This window comes from Ruegeria sp. AL11, assembly GCF_056540865.1.
Genome location: NZ_JBQFXO010000001.1, coordinates 47506 through 64885, shown reverse-complemented (window position 1 = coordinate 64885; position 17380 = coordinate 47506). Strand labels below are relative to the sequence as shown.

At 62.4% G+C, this 17380-nt stretch carries 16 protein-coding genes; 15 read left to right on the top strand and 1 reads right to left on the bottom strand.

Annotation, left to right across the window (positions count from 1 at the left end; genetic code table 11):
* Positions 1 to 2: 2 nt before the first annotated feature.
* The 5 genes from cobN to cobJ are packed head-to-tail and all read left to right on the top strand — an operon-like array spanning position 3 to position 6535.
* The gene (cobN, locus tag ACR0IP_RS00305) at positions 3 to 3296 is read left to right on the top strand and encodes a cobaltochelatase subunit CobN (RefSeq protein WP_480523165.1); all 3294 of its coding nucleotides are present in this window, start codon (positions 3 to 5) and stop codon (positions 3294 to 3296) included.
* Positions 3293 to 4432, top strand: a complete 1140-nt coding sequence (cobG, locus tag ACR0IP_RS00300; RefSeq protein ID WP_480523164.1) for a precorrin-3B synthase — start codon at positions 3293 to 3295, stop codon at positions 4430 to 4432. Before cobN ends, cobG begins: the two co-directional genes overlap by 4 nt.
* Positions 4432 to 5061, top strand: coding sequence for a precorrin-8X methylmutase (locus ACR0IP_RS00295; RefSeq protein ID WP_170374179.1), 630 nt, complete (start codon positions 4432 to 4434; stop codon positions 5059 to 5061). Before cobG ends, ACR0IP_RS00295 begins: the two co-directional genes overlap by 1 nt.
* Positions 5058 to 5786 (top strand): precorrin-2 C(20)-methyltransferase, encoded by a 729-nt coding sequence (locus tag ACR0IP_RS00290; protein WP_480523162.1) that lies wholly within the window; start codon positions 5058 to 5060, stop codon positions 5784 to 5786. Before ACR0IP_RS00295 ends, ACR0IP_RS00290 begins: the two co-directional genes overlap by 4 nt.
* Positions 5783 to 6535: a precorrin-3B C(17)-methyltransferase gene (gene cobJ, locus ACR0IP_RS00285; RefSeq protein ID WP_170688937.1), complete on the top strand. Its 753-nt coding sequence runs from the start codon at positions 5783 to 5785 to the stop codon at positions 6533 to 6535. Before ACR0IP_RS00290 ends, cobJ begins: the two co-directional genes overlap by 4 nt.
* Here the strand turns inward: cobJ and ACR0IP_RS00280 are convergent.
* Positions 6508 to 7272: a cobalt-precorrin-6A reductase gene (locus ACR0IP_RS00280; RefSeq protein WP_170688938.1), complete on the bottom strand. Its 765-nt coding sequence runs from the start codon at positions 7270 to 7272 to the stop codon at positions 6508 to 6510. The two genes, cobJ and ACR0IP_RS00280, sit on opposite strands and share 28 nt — an antisense overlap.
* Here ACR0IP_RS00280 and cbiE point away from each other — a divergent pair.
* The 10 genes from cbiE (at position 7271) to ACR0IP_RS00230 (ending at position 17366) form a co-directional block, all read left to right on the top strand.
* Positions 7271 to 8470: a precorrin-6y C5,15-methyltransferase (decarboxylating) subunit CbiE gene (cbiE, locus tag ACR0IP_RS00275; protein ID WP_170688939.1), complete on the top strand. Its 1200-nt coding sequence runs from the start codon at positions 7271 to 7273 to the stop codon at positions 8468 to 8470. The two genes, ACR0IP_RS00280 and cbiE, sit on opposite strands and share 2 nt — an antisense overlap.
* Entirely contained in the window at positions 8467 to 8835 is a 369-nt protein-coding gene (locus tag ACR0IP_RS00270) for a cobalamin biosynthesis protein (RefSeq protein WP_170688940.1), read from the top strand. Before cbiE ends, ACR0IP_RS00270 begins: the two co-directional genes overlap by 4 nt.
* Positions 8832 to 9626 (top strand): precorrin-4 C(11)-methyltransferase, encoded by a 795-nt coding sequence (gene cobM, locus ACR0IP_RS00265; protein ID WP_170688941.1) that lies wholly within the window; start codon positions 8832 to 8834, stop codon positions 9624 to 9626. Before ACR0IP_RS00270 ends, cobM begins: the two co-directional genes overlap by 4 nt.
* Complete coding sequence (locus ACR0IP_RS00260) at positions 9619 to 10947, top strand: cobyrinic acid a,c-diamide synthase CobB (RefSeq protein WP_425083156.1); 1329 nt, start codon at positions 9619 to 9621, stop codon at positions 10945 to 10947. Before cobM ends, ACR0IP_RS00260 begins: the two co-directional genes overlap by 8 nt.
* Positions 10944 to 11672, top strand: coding sequence for a uroporphyrinogen-III C-methyltransferase (gene cobA, locus ACR0IP_RS00255; protein WP_425083157.1), 729 nt, complete (start codon positions 10944 to 10946; stop codon positions 11670 to 11672). The genes ACR0IP_RS00260 and cobA overlap by 4 nt, the downstream gene beginning before the upstream one ends.
* A complete protein-coding gene (cobF, locus tag ACR0IP_RS00250) occupies positions 11665 to 12408 on the top strand; it encodes a precorrin-6A synthase (deacetylating) (RefSeq protein WP_170676623.1) in 744 nt (247 codons plus the stop codon). The genes cobA and cobF overlap by 8 nt, the downstream gene beginning before the upstream one ends.
* Before the next feature lie 77 nt (positions 12409 to 12485).
* The gene (locus ACR0IP_RS00245; RefSeq protein ID WP_480523158.1) at positions 12486 to 12944 is read left to right on the top strand and encodes a DUF302 domain-containing protein; all 459 of its coding nucleotides are present in this window, start codon (positions 12486 to 12488) and stop codon (positions 12942 to 12944) included.
* An 81-nt stretch (positions 12945 to 13025) separates the two neighbouring features.
* On the top strand, positions 13026 to 14645 hold the full coding sequence (locus ACR0IP_RS00240) for a thiamine pyrophosphate-binding protein (protein WP_480523156.1): 1620 nt from the start codon (positions 13026 to 13028) through the stop codon (positions 14643 to 14645).
* Positions 14632 to 15816, top strand: a complete 1185-nt coding sequence (locus ACR0IP_RS00235) for a CaiB/BaiF CoA transferase family protein (RefSeq protein ID WP_480523154.1) — start codon at positions 14632 to 14634, stop codon at positions 15814 to 15816. The genes ACR0IP_RS00240 and ACR0IP_RS00235 overlap by 14 nt, the downstream gene beginning before the upstream one ends.
* Before the next feature lie 179 nt (positions 15817 to 15995).
* The gene (locus ACR0IP_RS00230; RefSeq protein ID WP_480523152.1) at positions 15996 to 17366 is read left to right on the top strand and encodes a tetratricopeptide repeat protein; all 1371 of its coding nucleotides are present in this window, start codon (positions 15996 to 15998) and stop codon (positions 17364 to 17366) included.
* Positions 17367 to 17380 lie beyond the last annotated feature (14 nt).

The following is a 17380-nucleotide window of genomic DNA, read 5'->3' as shown; positions in this document are numbered from 1 at the left end:
CAATGCACGTCGTCTTCCGCGAAAGCCACGGGTTAGAAGAAACAGAAACCCCAACCGATCTGGGCCAGAGCCCGGCGGATTTGGTGGTGCTGTCCTTCTCGGACAGCGACCTTGGCGCTTTCGCGGCAGGCTGGCACCGTGGTGGCGGGCCGGAGGGGCGGATGCCGACCCTGCGACTGGCCAATCTGACGGCGCTGAAACACCCTCTGTCCGTCGACACATACGTGGAACAGACGCTTGAGGGCGCCAAGGGCATTCTGATCCGCCTGATTGGTGGCGTGCCTTACTGGGCCTACGGGTTGCAGCAAGTTCTGTCGCTGGCGCAGGCCAAGGGGATCGCGCTGGCCGTCCTGCCCGCCGACGGGCGTGAGGATACGCGGCTGGATGAGTATTCCACCCTGCCCGTCTCGACCCTGCGGCGTCTGGCACATCTCTGCGACACCGGCGGTGAAGTCGCAGCGCAGGCCGCCTTGGCGCAGATGGCATTGGCGGCGGGGCTCTATGCCGGCCCGGTTATGGGGGCTAAAACCCTGCCCGAATCTGGCGCGTGGTGTCCTGATCGCGGCGTGATTCCGGTTGAAACTGCCTTTTCGGACGACGCAAAACGTATCGTCGTCACGTTCTATCGCGCCTATCTAACCTCGGCAGATACCGCCCCTGTTGCCGCCGTGATCCGCAGCTTACGGGGTCGCGGGTTCGAGGCGGTGGGCCTATTCGCGCCCTCGCTCAAAGCACCTGCCGCCGCTGAATGGCTGCGTGACAACATCGTCGCTCTGAAGCCTTCGGCGATCATCAACGCCACCTCCTTCTCAGGCAAAGGCTCGTCGGGTACATCCCCTTTGGACGCGGCGGGCGTGCCGGTATTTCAGATGGCCCTCGCCACGTCCCGCCGCAAGGCTTGGGCCGAGGCGGAACGCGGCCTCTCCCCCGCCGATCTCGCCATGCATGTGGTGCTGCCCGAAGTGGACGGGCGTATTTCGGCGGGCATTGCCTCGTTCAAGGAGCCTGGCAAGCGCGATCCGCATCTGGAATATTCCCGCTTTGCCCACCGGGCTGAGCAAGAGCGGATCGAAGCGATTATCGACCGCGTCGCCGGCTGGTTGAATCTGCATGACAAGCCCAAGGTAGATCAAGTGCCCGCGCTGGTGCTGTCGACCTATCCCGGCAAGGACTGGCAAATGGCGCATGCGGTGGGCCTCGACGCGCTGGCCTCGGCCGAGGCGATGCTGGCCGATCTTCAGGCCGAGGGCTACAGCACCGCACCGGCTGAGCCGATTGCGAAAACCCTGCTGGACGCGCGCATTTCATGGTCTTTGGAAAATTATCAGGCAGCCCTAGCTGACCTGCCTGAGCAACTGCGGGCCGATCTCCAAACCGTTTGGGGCAAGCCCGAAGACGACCCGGTTTTTACTGAAGGCGCGTTCCACTTCACCGCCCTGCGCCGAGGCAACGCGCTCGTTGCTCTACAGCCCGAACGCGGCACACCCGAGCTGCGCAATGACGACTATCACGACCTGTCTCGCACCCCGCGTCACAGCTACGTCGCCTTCTATCTGTGGCTGCGCAAGGGGCTGGGCGCAGACGCTTTGATCCATATCGGCGCGCATGGCACTCTGGAATGGCTTCCGGGCAAGTCCGTTGCTCTGTCGGCGAATTGCTGGCCCGAGGCGCTGATCCGCGACTTGCCAGTGATCTACCCCTTCATCGTCAACGACCCAGGCGAGGCCGCGCAAGCCAAGCGTCGGATCGGGGCCGTGACGCTGGGCCATATCCCGCCCCCTATGAAGGAAAGCGGCACCCCAGATCGTATGGTACGTCTGGAGTCTCTGCTTGATGAGTTCTCGAACGCAGACGGGCTTGATCCCAAACGCCGTGACCGCCTGCAGGAAAATATCCGCGACGAGGCACAAGCCATCGGGTTGGAAAGCGATCTGGGTCTCGATCAGGCCACCTGCACCGCCGAGGCGATTACCCGCATCGACCGCTTTGTCTGCGATATCAAAGAAAGCCAGTTCGGCGACGGGCTGCATATCTATGGCCGTGCGCCTGAGGTTCCCGGTACTTTCGACCCCGCGCCTTCGGCCCATGCGGAACGCAACGCTCTGATCGACGCGCTGGCCGGGAAACGGATCGAGGCCGGGCCGTCCGGTTCCCCCTATCGCGGTCGCTCGGATGTTCTGCCGACCGGGCGGAACCTCTATACCACCGACCCCCGCTCGGTTCCCACGCGGGCGGCCTACACCCAAGGCGTCAAACTGGCCAAGGAACTGGTCCGCCGTCACCTTCAGGAAGAAGGCGACTATCCCAAGGGGCTAATAGTAGACCTGTGGGGCTCGGCCACGATGCGCACGGCAGGCGAGGAATTCGCCATGGCGTTGCACCTGCTGGGCGTGAAACCGGTCTGGGACAAAGGCTCGGAACGAGTCTCGGGGATCGAGGTGCTGCCGATCACCGATCTCAGCCGCCCGCGCTTGGACGTGACGCTGCGTGTGTCGGGCCTGTTCCGGGACGTCTTCCCAACCCTCTCGGCGCTTTACGGTCAGGCCATCCGCGCGTTGACCGCGCGGGATGAGGCGACCGACTGGAACCCCTATGCCGGTCAGGCACCGTCGGCCCGCGTGTTCGGCCCCGCTCCCGGAAGCTATGGCGTTAACATGACCCAACTGTCCGAAGTGTACACCGACGAGGCGCGCGCACAGGCGGGTGAGGCATGGCTTGAGGCCAGCTCTTTTGCGCTGGAGGGTGAGAATATCGTTCAGGACAAGGCGGGCATCACCCAACGCGTGGCGCATGCCGACAGTTTTGTTCACCTGCAGGACCTGACCGAGACAGACCTGCTTTTGGCCAATGACTACGCCACGCACGAGGCCGGTTTTGCCGCCGCCAAGAAGGCCACGGGTGGGACCGCGCAGCTGTATCATCTGGACAATACCAATCCCGAAAAACCTCGCGCCCGCACCTTGCCGGAAGAGATCAGCCGCGTCGTCCACGCCCGCGCTGCCAATCCGGACTGGATCGCCGGGATGCAACGGCATGGCTTCCGGGGCGCGGCCGAGATCGCGGCGACGTTGGATCACATGGCCTCGTTTGCGCATCTGTCGGGCACCGTTGCGCCGCATCTGTTCGACCTCTACCACGATGCCACACTGGGCGATGAAGATGTGGATGCCTTCCTGCAGCAGGCCAATCCGCAGGCCCATCAGGCCATGCAGGACCGGTTCCGCGCCTTGCTGGATGCCGGTTTGTGGAATACGCGGCGCAACTCGATCCGGGCGGATCTGGAGGGGCTGGGATGAGCGCGCCCACCCCAAAACCAGTCGTCCAAGGTTGGTGCCCCGGCGCCCACCGACCGATGATGTCTGGGGATGGGCTGGTGGTGCGCGTGCGCCCTCGGCTGGCTCGGCTGACCGCGCCACAAGCGCTTGGCTTGTGTGAACTGGCCCAGCAATTCGGCAACGGCACAATCGACCTGACCAACCGTGCGAACCTGCAGTTGCGCGGCGTGCAGGAAAGTGAACACCAGGCATTGCTGTCCGAACTGTCCGCGCTTGGACTGCTGGATGTGGAGCCGGGCATTGAGGTCCGGCGCAACATTCTGGTCTCACCGCTTTACCTGCCGGGCGATTTGACCGCGCGGCTGACTCAGGAATTGATCGACCGTCTGAGTGAGCTGCCCGCGCTACCGGCCAAGTTCGGCTTTGCCATCGACACGGGACCAGAGCGCCTGCTGGCGGCGGACTCGGCCGATATCCGGGTGGAGCGTTCCGCCGATGGGCTGATCCTGCGCGCAGATGGGGCTCAGACAGGACGTGTCGTCTCGGAGGCAGAGGCTATTAGTCACCTGATTGCTCTGACCACATGGTTTGCCGAGGTCTTCACACCAGACACCCGCCGCATGGCCCGGGCCGTGGCGGCTTTTGGTCTGCCTGCGGAATGGCAGGGCCGCGACCCCGGACAAATTGGCGCGTCGTTGCAACCGAGGGCTTGCGATCTGGGCAGCCTCTACGGTGCAGCCTTTGGGCAATTGCCCGCAAATGAGCTCCACGCGCTGATCCGCAACAGCGGTGCCTCTGCCCTGCGTGTCACCCCTTGGCGACTGATCCTGCTGGAAGGCGGGGCGGCGATACCTGCACCGGGTTTTGTCACGGACGGCACCGACCCGCTGACGACCACCGACGCCTGCCCCGGTGCTCCGTTATGCCCGCAGGCGCAAGCGGAAACCCGCGATATCGCGCGCGAATTGGCCCCACTTGTAGCCGGCACCCTTCATGTCTCTGGGTGTTCCAAAGGGTGCGCTCGGATGGGCCCCGCGGATGTGACTTTAGTCGGCCAGAACGGACGATTTGATCTTGTCAAACAGGGCCGTGCGGGGGATGAGCCAATCCTGCGCGGGCTGAACCCCGAAACACTGATGACGATGGACTTCACCTGATGCCATACACTTACGAAACCGACGGCGCGGCGATCTACAAGGAAAGCTTTGCAACCATCCGGTCCGAGGCCGATCTGGCCCGGTTCGAGGCCGATGAAGAGCAGGTCGCCGTTCGGATGATTCACGCCGCTGGCATGGTCGGGCTGGAAGAGTTCGTCCATTTCTCACCCGGTTTTGTATCCTCCGCGCGTACCGCGCTGGAAAACGGCGCACCGATCCTGTGTGACGCACGTATGGTCAGCGAAGGCGTGACCCGGTTCCGCCTGCCCGCCGAGAATGAGGTGATCTGCACCCTGCATGACGAGCGCGTGCGCCCTCTGGCTGCAGAGATGAGCAACACCCGCTCTGCGGCGGCGCTTGAGCTGTGGCGCCCGCATCTTGAGGGCGCTGTGGTCGCTATCGGCAATGCGCCGACGGCTCTGTTTCACCTGCTGAACATGCTGGAAGACCCTGACTGCCCGCGCCCCGCCGCCGTCATAGGTTGCCCCGTGGGCTTTGTCGGCGCGGTCGAATCCAAGGACGCCCTATGGGAGGCGCAGCCGGTGCCGTCCTGCATCGTCAAAGGCCGTCTGGGCGGCAGCGCCATCACCGTCGCCGCCATCAACGCCATCGCGAGCCGCGCCGAATGAGCGCCGGCAAGATATATGGCGTTGGCCTCGGCCCCGGTGACCCCGACCTGATGAGCGTGCGGGCCGACCGCCTGCTGCGCAATGCCCGCCACGTGGCGTTTTTCCGAAAGCCGGGCCGCAGTGGTCAGGCCCGACAGATCGTCAACGGTATGATCCCGGAAGGCGCGGTGGAGTTCCCGATGGAATACCCCGTCACAACCGAGATCCCTCTGAACGATCCGCGCTACAATGAGTTGTTGGCGGCGTTCTACGAGGACTGCGCGCAGCATCTGAAAACCCTTGCTGAGAAGGGCGAAGACGTCGTTGTTCTCTGCGAGGGCGACCCGTTTTTCTACGGCTCGTTCATGCATCTCTATACCCGCTTGCGCGACATCGCCCCCGTCGAGGTCGTACCGGCCATTACCGGCATGTCCGGCGCTTGGACAGCAACCGGCGATCCGATCACATGGGGCGACGACATCCTGACCGTTCTTGCCGCCACCCTACCCGAAGAGGTTCTGGCCGAACGCATGGCGAAGACTGACGCGCTGGTCGTGATGAAGATTGGACGCAATATCGACAAGGTGAAGCGCGCGCTCAAGACCGCCGGAATGTATGACCGCGCGTGGATCGTAGAATACGCGCAAATGCCGAACCAACGCGTCTGCAAATTGTCCGAAAATTGCGAGGGGACTACCCCCTATTTCTCGATCATCCTGGTGCACGGTCAAGGGCGACGGCCATGAGCGGCTGGGTCAAGATCGCAGGCCTCGGGCCGGGCAATGAAGACCTGGTCACGCCTGAAGTCTCCGCTGCGCTGGCCGAGGCGACCGATGTGGTGGGCTACATCCCCTATGTCGCGCGCGTGGCCGAACGCCCCGGCCTGACTCTGCATGCCAGTGACAACCGGGTTGAGATCGATCGTTCGCAACACGCGCTGCAGATGGCTACCGAGGGGAAGCGCGTGGTCGTTGTGTCCTCGGGTGACCCGGGTGTCTTTGCGATGGCCGCTGCAGTGTTCGAGGCGCTGGAGAACGGCCCTGAAGAATGGCGCAACCTTCAGATTGATGTGCTGCCGGGTATCACTGCGATGCTGGCCGCGTCTGCCCGTGCTGGCGCGCCCATGGGGCATGATTTCTGCGCCATCAACCTTAGCGATAATCTAAAGCCCTGGTCCCTGATCGAAAAGCGGCTGCGTCTGGCGGCGCAGGCGGACTTCTCCATGGCCTTTTACAATCCGCGCTCGAAGTCGCGGCCAGAAGGGTTTGTAAAAACGCTGGAAATCCTGCGCGATGAATGTGAACCTGAGCGCCTGATCCTGTTCGCGCGCGCCGTGTCGCGCGAGGACGAAGCGATCCGGATCTCCACGCTGGCCGAGGCCACGCCCGAGATGGCGGATATGCAGACGGTGGTCATTGTCGGATCATCGCGCACCCGCGTGATCGAACGCGACGGCGCGCCGATCGTCTACACCCCGAGGTTCACCCCAGAATGAGCCAGCCAGTCCAGAACCTGTGCAATCGTCGACAGCTCGGTCCGCTCCGGCAGGACCGGACGGTCGATCATCAGTACTGGCAGGCCCAGCGCCCGCGCCGCGTCCAGCTTGGCCCGCGCGCCCGTGCCGCCTGCGTTCTTGGACACAACCAACTGCGTCCCGTGCCTTTGCATCAGCGCGCGGTCGTCAGCCTCGGCAAACGGGCCGCGGGCGACAACCACGTCGGCATTCAGCAAGGGCAGCTCTTCGGGCGCATCGACCAGACGCAGCAGATAGTGATGCTGGGGCTGGGCAGAGAACTCCTCAAGATGCACCCGACCAACTGCAAGGAACACGCGCTGCGCCTCGACGTTCAACGCATCAACTGCGGCGGGGATATCGGGAACGTGTCGCCAGTCATCACCGGGCTGCACGCGCCAAGCGGGTCGCGTCAGCGCGGCCATTGGCGTTTGCGCTGCACGGCAGGCCTCAATCGCGTTTCGGCTCATTTGCGAGGCGAATGGATGAGTCGCGTCAATCACATGGCTGATCCCGTTGTCGCGGATATAAGCAACCAGACCCTGCACGCCGCCAAACCCGCCGACCCGAACCGGCGAGGGTTGCGGGCGCGGATTCTCGACTCGTCCCGCGTAGGAGTATATCGCCGCAAGCCCCTGTTCGGAAACGGCTTTGGCCAAAGCGTTCGCCTCGGTCGTGCCGCCCAGAATAAGCACATTGGGGATCAGGGGGTTGGTCATGTCTGATACTCCGTGGCTAACCGTTCTGGGCCTGGGTGAAGATGGGCTTGATGGCCTGTCGCCCGCAAACCGTCAAGTGCTGGATCGGGCCGAGGTCATCATGGGCCCGCCTCGGCACCTGTCACTGGTGCCCGAAACAGGGGCTGAGCGGATCGAATGGCCTGTGCCTTTCTCAGACGGTCTGCCGATCCTGACCGGGCTTCGGGGTCGTGCGACGGTGGTTCTGGCCTCGGGCGATCCGTTCTGGTTCGGCGCGGGTTCGATGATTGCACGCAATTTCGAAGCCGCCGAGTGGACCGCCCGACCTGGCCAATCCACCTTTTCGCTGGCCGCCGCGCGTTTGGGGTGGCCGTTGGAGGGTACCCAGACCTTTGGCCTTCACGCCGCTCCTCTGACGCGTTTGCGACCGCACCTGTCTCCGAGGCTAAGGGCGATCATCCTGTTGCGCAATGGTGCCGCCGTTGCAGAGCTTGCGACCTATCTGACTGAGACCGGGTTCGCCGATACCCAGTTGCACGTGATGGAGGCATTGGGCGGCCCGCGTGAACGCGCGCGCTCGGTCTCGTTGACCGAAGCGCTTCTGGGCACGTTCGATCACCCGGTCTGCGTCGGGCTGGAGGTTGCGGGCGAAGGGCGCGTTTTCCCCAAGGCCTCGGGTAAACCCGACGAGATTTTCGAGACCGACGGCCAGATTACCAAACGCCCGATCCGTGCGCTGACACTGTCGGCGTTGGCCCCGCAACGCGGTGAGCATCTGTGGGATATCGGTGGCGGCACGGGCTCGATCAGCATTGAATGGCTGATGTGTGATCCGACCTTGACGGCCACAACCATCGAACCCCGCGTAGATCGCGCCGAACGCATCCGGCGCAATGCCGATGCGTTGGGGCAAGATCGGTTGAATGTCGTTCACGGTACGGCGCCGGATGCGCTGTCAGGTCTGCCTCTGCCCGATGTTGTGTTCATTGGAGGCGGTCTCAGCGCCGATCTCTTGGCGTGGCTGCGCGATGCCCTTCCATCAGGCGCCCGCTTGGTCGCCAACGCCGTTACTTTGGAAAGCGAAGCGCTGCTGGCCCGCTGGCACGAAGAATTGGGCGGAGATCTTTTGCGGATTGAACTTGCGCACTCGGCACCGCTCGGCTCTCGGCGCGGATGGAAATCGGCCTATCCGGTCGTGCAATGGAGTGTGACGCTATGATCGTCGCAGGCCTTGGCTTTTCATCAAGCGCAACAGTGGACAGCCTGCGCGCGGCCTATGACGCCGCTGCCGCTGATCATGACGTTCAAGCCTTGGCAACCGTTGCCGACAAAGAGGGCCACCTGGCTCTGGCCAGTTTCGCAGAAGGCCTTGCCCTGCCCTTGCATTTCGTTGCCGCAGCCGATCTGGCCGGGCAGCGCACCCTGACATGCTCGAACCGCAGCCGCGCCACCTATGGCACTGGTAGCGTGGCCGAAGCATCCGCATTGGTCGCCGCCGGGAATGGCGCGCGGCTTCTTTCACCCAGACATATCTCGGACGACGGGCTGGCGACATGCGCCATTGCCATCGGAGGACACTCATGACCGTTCATTTCATTGGCGCCGGACCGGGCGCTGCCGATCTGCTCACACTGCGTGGGCGCGATATCATCGCCTCCTGCCCCGTTTGCCTCTATGCGGGATCTCTGGTGCCCGAAGAAATTCTGAGCCACTGCCCCGAAGGCGCTAAGATCATCAACACCGCGCCCATGGATCTGGATCAGATCATGGCCGAGATCGATGCGGCGCATAAGGCCGGCCAGGATGTAGCACGCCTGCATTCGGGCGATCTGTCGGTCTGGTCGGCAATGGGTGAACAAATCCGCCGACTTAAAGATATGGGCATCCCCGTCAGCGTTACCCCGGGCGTGCCTTCATTCGCTGCGGCTGCGGCGTCTTTGGGCACCGAGCTGACCTTGCCCGGCCTGGCGCAATCTGTGATCCTGACGCGGACCCCGGGCCGTGCGTCCTCGATGCCCGAAGGCGAAACGTTGGAAAACTTTGCCCGCACTGGTGCGACATTGGCCATTCATCTGTCGATCGGCAACTTGGACAAGGTGATTGCCGATCTGAGCCCTGCCTATGGCGCGGACTGCCCAGTAGCGGTCGTCTATCGAGCCAGTTGGCCGGATGAGCGGATCATCCGCGCGACATTGGCCACCCTCGAAGACGCGCTGGATGAAAGTATTTCGCGCACCGCGCTGATCATTGTCGGGCCTGCGTTGGCAGGTGAAGGGTTCGACGAAAGCTGCCTGTATTCAAAAGACTATGACCGTCGCTATCGCCCGCAAAGTGCGGACAGCCCATGGTCTAGCTGGAGCCCCGAGGATGAATGACTCGATGACTAACCCTCCGGGCATTCTGATATCGGCCCCCTCTTCGGGGACCGGCAAAACCACCGTGATGCTGGGCCTGTTGCGGGCGCTGGCCGAGGATGGCCTCACAGTACAGCCGTTCAAGAGCGGCCCCGACTATATTGACCCGGCCTTCCACCGCGCGGCTGCGGGGCGGGCGTCGTTCAACCTCGACAGTTGGGCGATGGGCGACGGGCTGCTTGGCGCGATCTCGGATCAGGCCGAAGGGGCGGATATCGTGGTGGCCGAAGGCTCGATGGGCTTGTTTGACGGCGTCGCCAAACCCGGAGAGCTGGGGCATGGGTCCAGCGCCGAGACAGCACAGCGGATGGGCTGGCCTGTTGTGCTGGTGTTGGACGTGGGCGGTCAGGCCCAATCGGCGGCGGCGACCGCGCTTGGGTTCAAGATGTACAACCCCGACCTGCCTTTCGCCGGAGTTATCCTGAACCGCTGCGCCAGCCCTCGGCATGAGCGTTTGACGCGGCTGGGAATGGAACGTGCAGGCCTGCCGGTTCTGGGCGTATTGCCCCGTCGCGGAGACCTGACTCTGCCGGAACGTCACCTAGGGCTGATCCAAGCGGTTGAGCATCCTGATCTGGAAAGCGCCATTGTCGGATATGCTTCCTTCCTGCGGGAACATGTGGACCTTGAGGCGATCAAACTGGCGGCTTCCTCAGGCCCCAAAGGGCCATCGTCAGCCGCGCTGCCGCGGCCTCCGGCGCAACGAATCGCATTGGCCCGGGATGCGGCGTTTTCGTTCACCTATCCGCATCTTTTGGAGGGATGGCGCGCGACGGGGGCCGAGATCCTGCCGTTTTCTCCATTAGCCAATGAAGCCCCTGCCGATGATGCCGATCTGGTTTGGTTGCCGGGCGGGTATCCGGAGCTGCACGCGGGCACTTTGGCTGCCGCGGGCACGTTCCTGACCGGTTTGCGGAAACACGCGGAAACCAAGCCGGTGCATGGGGAATGCGGTGGCTATATGGCCCTTGGTGAGGTTCTGATCGACAAAGAGGGCGTGCCGCACCAGATGGCTGGATTGCTGGGGCTGCAGACCTCGTACCAGAAGCGCAAGTTCAACCTGGGGTATCGCCGGGCCGAACTGCTGTCTCCGATGCCGGGGTTTGCGCAAGGCGCATCGCTGCGCGGGCATGAGTTCCACTATTCCTCGATCATCGAACAGCCTGATGCACCGCTGGCGCGCGTGTTCGATGCCGAAGGAGATGAAGGCCCGCAGACCGGATCACGCCGTAGCAATGTCACCGGTACGTTCTTTCACCTCATCGCCGAGGCCTCGGCATGAGTGGGTTTGTGTCATTCATCGGGTCCGGTCCGGGAGACCCGGAATTGCTGACCCTGAAGGCTGTGGACCGGATGCAGAAGGCCGACGCCGTTCTGTTCGACGATCTGAGCAGCGGGCCCATTCTGAGCCACGCGCAACCGGATGCGGATCTTGTGGGCGTCGGCAAACGGGCCGGGCGGCCCTCGCCGAAACAGGATCATGTCAGCCGCCTGCTCGTGGAATACGCGCAGACCGGACAACGTATCGTGCGGTTGAAATCCGGTGATGGCGGCATGTTCGGACGGCTTGAGGAAGAGATCGTCGCCCTGCGTACAGCCGGGATCGACTATGAGATCATCCCCGGCATCCCCTCGGCCATCGCAGCCGCAGCCGCTGCCGGTATTCCGCTGACCCGCAGGCTGACGGCCCGGCGTGTACAGTTTGTCACCGGCCACGATGTCAGCGGGCAACTGCCCCCCGATCTGAACCTGACCGCTTTGGCGGACGCTGCGGCGACCACCGTTGTGTTCATGGGCAAACGGACCTTTCCGCTGCTGGTCGAGGCCCTGCACGCCAACGGCCTGCCACTGGATACGCCTGCACTGATGGCGGAATCCGTTTCCACACCGGATCAGAAGCTGCACCGCTCGACCATTGGCGCGCTGACCGACACGCTGAAATCCGAGATCGGAACGGCCCCTGCCCTTATCCTCTATGGGCCCTTGGCGGAGTTCGAGGATGTATGAGCTGTCCCTGGTCGGAATTGGCACCGGAAATCCCGATCACGTAACCCTGCAAGGCGCGCAGGCAATCCGCGAGGCGGATCTGATCCTGATCCCGCGCAAGGGTGAGAACAAAGCCGATCTGGCCGGACTGCGGGAGGAGATCATCGCCAAGGTCACTGAGATGCCTCCGCAGATCGCGTATTTCGATATCCCCAAGCGCCGCTCGGACGACGGATATCTGCAAGGCGTCGACGAGTGGCACGATGCTATTGCACTGCGCTGGCAAGAAGCGATGGCGGAACATCCTGAGGCCTCAAAGATCGCCCTATTGATCTGGGGGGATCCCTCGCTTTATGACAGCTCGCTTCGGATTGCCTCTCGGCTGGACCCGCAACCGCGCAAACGCGTGATTCCGGGGATTACCGCGCTACAAGCGCTGACAGCAGCCCATACCATTCCCATCAACGATATCGGCGCGCCTTATGTTGTTACCACTGGCCGCCGCATCCGCGATGAAGGCTGGCCCTCGGACGCCACCAAGGTGGCCGTGATGCTAGACGGCGAGTGTTCATTCCAAGCGCTGGATATGAAGGCGTTCGATATCTGGTGGGGCGCCTATGTCGGCATGAAGGAAGAGATCCTGATCCACGGCCCACTAGATGAGGTAGCCGAAACCATCTTGACCACCCGCGCGCAGGCCCGAGCCGATCATGGTTGGATCATGGATATCTACCTGCTGCAAAAGCGGTCACTCTGAAGACGCATACGCAAATGTGAATGCACAGGCAGGCGAAACCTGCTCTAGTTGGGCACCAACAACACGGAGACCCTGTGATGAGAGCAATCTGCGCTGCGTTCTACTTGCTGGCCTCGCCTGCCCTTGCGGATCAGGCCCTGCCGGGATGGGCCGTTCATGACACAGGGAAATCCTATGACGCGCTGGTGGCTGACACCAAGGCCGCCGTCAAGGAACACGGGCTGATCGTGGTCACTCAGGCCGGGCCGACAAAAGCGGCGGCGGCCCGTGGGATCACCATTCCGGGCAATCGCGTGATCGGCGTGTTCAACAACGACTATGCGGTGCGGGTACTCGAAACCTCGACCGCAGCGATGATCGAGGCTCCGATTCGCCTGTATGTCACCGAAAATGACGACGGCACCGCGAGTTTGTCCTACAAAACCCCCAGCTTTGTGTTTGCGCCTTACGCGGATCAGGGCGGGCAGGCCCTGTCCGATATTGCCGCAGAACTGGACCAAAAGTTTCAATCCATCGCGAAAACAGCCGTCAAATAGTCACACTGATGTGAACCCGCTTGCCTCTTGCCAGTGTGTCAGACATTTGCTGTCACATATCTTTTTCTCGGAGCATGACTGATGCAGGACCTCTCTCCCCGCGCGGCGGATCTACTGGCTCAACGATTGTATGAGGCAGGGTGCCGCCATGCGTTCGGTATGCCAGGCGGCGAGGTTCTGACGCTGGTGGACGCCCTCGAACGGGCCGGCATAACCTTTCATCTGACCAAACACGAGAACGCAGCCGGTTTCATGGCCGAAGCCGTCCATCACCGCGACGGCGCGCCCGCGATACTGGTTGCAACCCTTGGTCCCGGCGCGATGAACGGGATCAACGTGGTTGCCAACGCGCTGCAAGACCGGGTGCCGATGATCGTGCTGACCGGCTGCGTCGACGCGGATGAAGCGCTGACCTATACGCATCAGGTCATGGACCACAGCCAGGTTTATCGCTCGATCACCAAAGGGACCTTTACCCTCACCGCTGAGGGCGCGGATATCATCGCCGACAAGGCGGTGTCGCTTGCAAACCAGCCCCGCCCCGGCCCGGTGCACATCGACGTGCCGATCTCGGTCGCGGATACCCGCGTCTCATCGACGAAACGCCGCCGTCTGGCCAAGGTTGCCGCCGTGGCCCCCGAAGGCGATTGCCTGTCCAAGGCCCGTCGCTGGGTGGCCGAAGCCGAGCGTCCGATTGCGATCATCGGGCTGGACGTCCTCTATGACGACTCGCGAAGCGTGGTTCAGGCGTTTCTGGAGCATTTCAGCATTCCCTTCGTCACCACCTACAAAGCGAAGGGCGTGGTGCCCGAAGATCATCCCTTGTGTCTCGGCGGTGCCGGTTTGTCCCCTCTGGCCGACAAACACCTTGTCCCGCTGGTGGAACAGGCCGATCTGGTTCTCTGCCTGGGCTATGACCCGATCGAAATGCGCCCTGGCTGGCGCGAGATCTGGGATCCCGAGGAGACACGCGTCATCGACATCTCGGCCGTGGTCAATGATCACTACATGCATCAGGCCGGTCTGAACCTTGTTGCCGATACCGGCGAGACCCTCGAGGCCATCGCCAAAGGCAACCCCGCCCGCGCCACCTGGCCTGCCGGAGAACCCGTGAAGGTCAAAGCCGCTTTGGCGGAAGACTTCCCACAAGATGACGATTGGGGTCCCGCTGGTGTGATTGCCGAGACGCGCGCTGCTCTGCCCGCGAATACTCTGGCAACAGCGGATAGCGGCGCGCACCGCATTCTCCTCAGCCAGATGTGGGACTGCTCAGAGCCACGTGGGCTGATCCAGTCCTCGGCCCTTTGCACCATGGGCTGCGCTGTTCCGATGGCGATCGGGCTGAAACTGGCGGAACCGAACCGCCCGGTGATCAGCTTTTCGGGCGATGCCGGGTTCCTGATGGTCGCCGGAGAGCTATCGACCGCCGCTGAAATGGGCGGCAACCCGATCTTTCTGGTCTTTGTCGACGCCTCCCTCGCCCTGATCGAGTTGAAACAACGCCAACGACAAATGGGCAACAACGGGGTCGATTTCGACCGCCATGACTTTGCCGCCCTGGGCCGCGCGTTCGGAGGCTATGGACACACGGTCCGCAACCGCGCAGAACTGCGTGCAGCACTGGATGAGGCGGTCAAAGCCGACCGCTTCACCGTCATCGCTGCCGAGATCGAGCGTGGAGGATATGATGGCCGAATCTAATGGGCCGCTGAAAGGCGTAAAGGTTCTGGACCTGTCGCGCATTCTGGCCGGACCGACCTGCACCCAACTTCTGGGCGATCTGGGCGCAAGCGTCATCAAGATCGAAAACCCCTCGACCGGTGGGGATGATACGCGGCAATGGGGCCCTCCGTATGTTGAGGATGAAGCGGGCAACCGTTCCGACCTGAGCGCGTATTTCATGTCGGCCAACAGGAATAAGAAATCTGTTGCCATCGACGTTGCAACACCCGAAGGACAAGCCGAGATCAAGCGGCTGGCCTCGCATGCTGATATCCTGATCGAGAATTTCAAACCCGGCGGGCTGGCGAAATACGGGCTGGATTACAACAGCTTGTCGCAGGATCTTCCCGGCCTCGTCTATTGCTCGATTTCCGGCTACGGGCAAACGGGACCAAACTCCAGCAAGCCCGGCTATGACCTGATGGCGCAAGGGTATGGTGGGATCATGTCCCTGACCGGCGACCCCGAGGGCGCTCCGATGAAGGTAGGCGTCGGCATCGCCGATGTGATGTGCGGCATGTACGCAACCGTTGGTATTCTGGCAGCTTTGCGCCACCGCGATCAGACCGGTGAAGGGCAACAGATCGACCTTGCCTTGGTGGATGCACAGATCTCATGGTTGATCAATGAAGGCACAAACTACCTGACCTCGGGCCAGGTACCTCAGCGGCGCGGCAACGGACATCCTAATATTGTCCCATATGAGGTTTATGAGACAGCAGATGGTCACGTGATTTTGGCCGTTGGAAATGACAGCCAGTTCCGCAGGTTCTGCGCGTTCATCGGCCACGCGGATCTTGCCGACGACGCACGCTTTGCCACCAATCCGGCGCGACTGGAGCACCGTGACGCACTGAACGCGATCCTGCGCCCGGCGATGAAACAGCATCCGACGACGACCGTAATTTCCGAGCTTGAGGCCCGCAAGGTACCCGTCGGCCCGGTGCAAACGGTGGATCAGGTGTTTGACACCGATCAGGTCGCCGCGCGGCAGATGAAGGTCGCCATGCAGGCCCAACCGGCAGAGGTGAATCTGATCGGCAATCCGCTCAACCTGTCGCTCACACCTGTAACATATCGGCATGCGCCACCGGTCTTCGGGGCCGATACTGATGATATTTTAAGCGCTGAAAACCCGTTCGAAGATTGAAACACTTGCATGTTTCGGCAGCAACTTGCTGAAACATGCCCTTGAATCGGCGGTTTTTTTCACTTTTTTCACACACGCGATTTCACCAATTCGAGAGCAGGGTCGATACTGTTACGAGGCCGTCGCAGACTCTGGTAAATCGAACGGTGTCAAATACCGCAACCAGATTGGACCCAAGTATGAAACAAGACGTTTTTGGACAGATGAGCACTCTGACCCACCCGGCGGCAGTCGAGGCATGGGACGGTGTTCTGCTTGGGTTCATGGCGCATGCGGCGATTACCCCCCAGCATTTGGGCAAGGTATTGGAGCTCGAGCCCGACTTCGCTTTGGGCCACGCAGTCAAGGGCCTGTTCATGGTTCTTCTGGGCCGACGCGAGATGCTACCCGTAGCCGTCGACGCGCTGAGCGCCGCCAATGAAGCGATGAAACGCCAGCCCATCTCGAAGCGAGAGCAGCTATTTGTTGAGGCCCTGTCCCTCTATCTGGCGGACCTGCCCTCGCAAGCCGTGCAGAAATTCGAAGAGGTGCTGCGCGCCCATCCGACAGACTCGCTGGCGATGAAGCTCAGCCATGCGACCCGGTTTGTGCTGGGCGACGCGGAAGGCATGCGGCGCTCGATCGAACGCGTCATGCCCGCCTACGAGCCGGATCATGCAGGCCGTGGCTATCTGCTGGGTTGTCATTCTTTCGCACTGGAAGAGACCGGATCCTACGAAAAGGCTGAGATTGCCGGTCGTCAGGCGCTGTGGATGGTTTCCGACGATGCCTGGGGTCTGCACGCGGTCGCCCATGTTCACGAGATGACGGGCAATGCTCAGCTCGGCCTGGATTGGCTGGCGGGGCGTGAGGACGCCTGGGCCCATTGCAACAACTTCCGCTATCACGTTTGGTGGCACAAGGCGCTGATGCATCTGGATCTGGGTCAGGTCGATCAGGTCATTGACCTCTATGATCAGCATATCCGCAAGGACAAGACTGACGATTATCGCGATATCTCGAACGCAACCTCGCTGCTGTCTCGGATGGAGCTTGAAGGCATTGATGTCGGCGACCGGTGGGAGGAGCTGGCAGATCTCAGCGCCGCCCGGACCGAAGATGGCTGCCTGATTTTCGCCGACCTGCATTATCTGCTGGCGCTGACCGGCGACAACCGCTCGGACGCGACGGGCAAGATGCTGCAGCGCATCCAGAAAGACGCCCAGCGCAATCAGGGCGACACGCCGATCCGTATGTCTGACCCGGGCATTGCCGCCGCCAAAGGGCTTGAGGCCTTTGGTGATGGTCTGTACGGCGCGGCGTTTGATTTCCTGTCGACCGCCCGCTCCGGCATGCAGTTGGCCGGTGGCAGTCACGCCCAACGTGATGTATTCGAGCGCATCACAATTGATTCCGGCCTGCGCGCCGGGCGCCTGGATGCGGTCGAGCGTATTCTGGATGACCGCCGCGCCAAACGCGCTGGAGGCGAGGACAATTACGCACTCGCGCGCCGCGCCCTGATCAGCGCGGCCCGCGACAACGGCGACGCACAAAGCGTTCCGGCTGAATAACAAAAAGACCAAGA

Bases quoted from the DNA above. Each gene is read 5' to 3' on its own strand.
- cobJ (WP_170688937.1), top strand. From the start codon at position 5,783: ATGAGCGGCTGGGTCAAGATCGCAGGCCTCGGGCCGGGCAATGAAGAC.
- ACR0IP_RS00245 (WP_480523158.1), top strand. From the start codon at position 12,486: ATGAGAGCAATCTGCGCTGCGTTCTACTTGCTGGCCTCGCCTGCCCTT.
- ACR0IP_RS00260 (WP_425083156.1), top strand. From the start codon at position 9,619: ATGAATGACTCGATGACTAACCCTCCGGGCATTCTGATATCGGCCCCC.
- cobN (WP_480523165.1), top strand. From the start codon at position 3: ATGCACGTCGTCTTCCGCGAAAGCCACGGGTTAGAAGAAACAGAAACC.
- ACR0IP_RS00290 (WP_480523162.1), top strand. From the start codon at position 5,058: ATGAGCGCCGGCAAGATATATGGCGTTGGCCTCGGCCCCGGTGACCCC.
- cobM (WP_170688941.1), top strand. From the start codon at position 8,832: ATGACCGTTCATTTCATTGGCGCCGGACCGGGCGCTGCCGATCTGCTC.
- cobF (WP_170676623.1), top strand. From the start codon at position 11,665: ATGTATGAGCTGTCCCTGGTCGGAATTGGCACCGGAAATCCCGATCAC.
- cobG (WP_480523164.1), top strand. From the start codon at position 3,293: ATGAGCGCGCCCACCCCAAAACCAGTCGTCCAAGGTTGGTGCCCCGGC.
- ACR0IP_RS00295 (WP_170374179.1), top strand. From the start codon at position 4,432: ATGCCATACACTTACGAAACCGACGGCGCGGCGATCTACAAGGAAAGC.
- ACR0IP_RS00240 (WP_480523156.1), top strand. From the start codon at position 13,026: ATGCAGGACCTCTCTCCCCGCGCGGCGGATCTACTGGCTCAACGATTG.
- ACR0IP_RS00235 (WP_480523154.1), top strand. From the start codon at position 14,632: ATGGCCGAATCTAATGGGCCGCTGAAAGGCGTAAAGGTTCTGGACCTG.
- ACR0IP_RS00230 (WP_480523152.1), top strand. From the start codon at position 15,996: ATGAAACAAGACGTTTTTGGACAGATGAGCACTCTGACCCACCCGGCG.
- cobA (WP_425083157.1), top strand. From the start codon at position 10,944: ATGAGTGGGTTTGTGTCATTCATCGGGTCCGGTCCGGGAGACCCGGAA.
- ACR0IP_RS00280 (WP_170688938.1), bottom strand. From the start codon at position 7,272: ATGACCAACCCCCTGATCCCCAATGTGCTTATTCTGGGCGGCACGACC.
- cbiE (WP_170688939.1), top strand. From the start codon at position 7,271: ATGTCTGATACTCCGTGGCTAACCGTTCTGGGCCTGGGTGAAGATGGG.
- ACR0IP_RS00270 (WP_170688940.1), top strand. From the start codon at position 8,467: ATGATCGTCGCAGGCCTTGGCTTTTCATCAAGCGCAACAGTGGACAGC.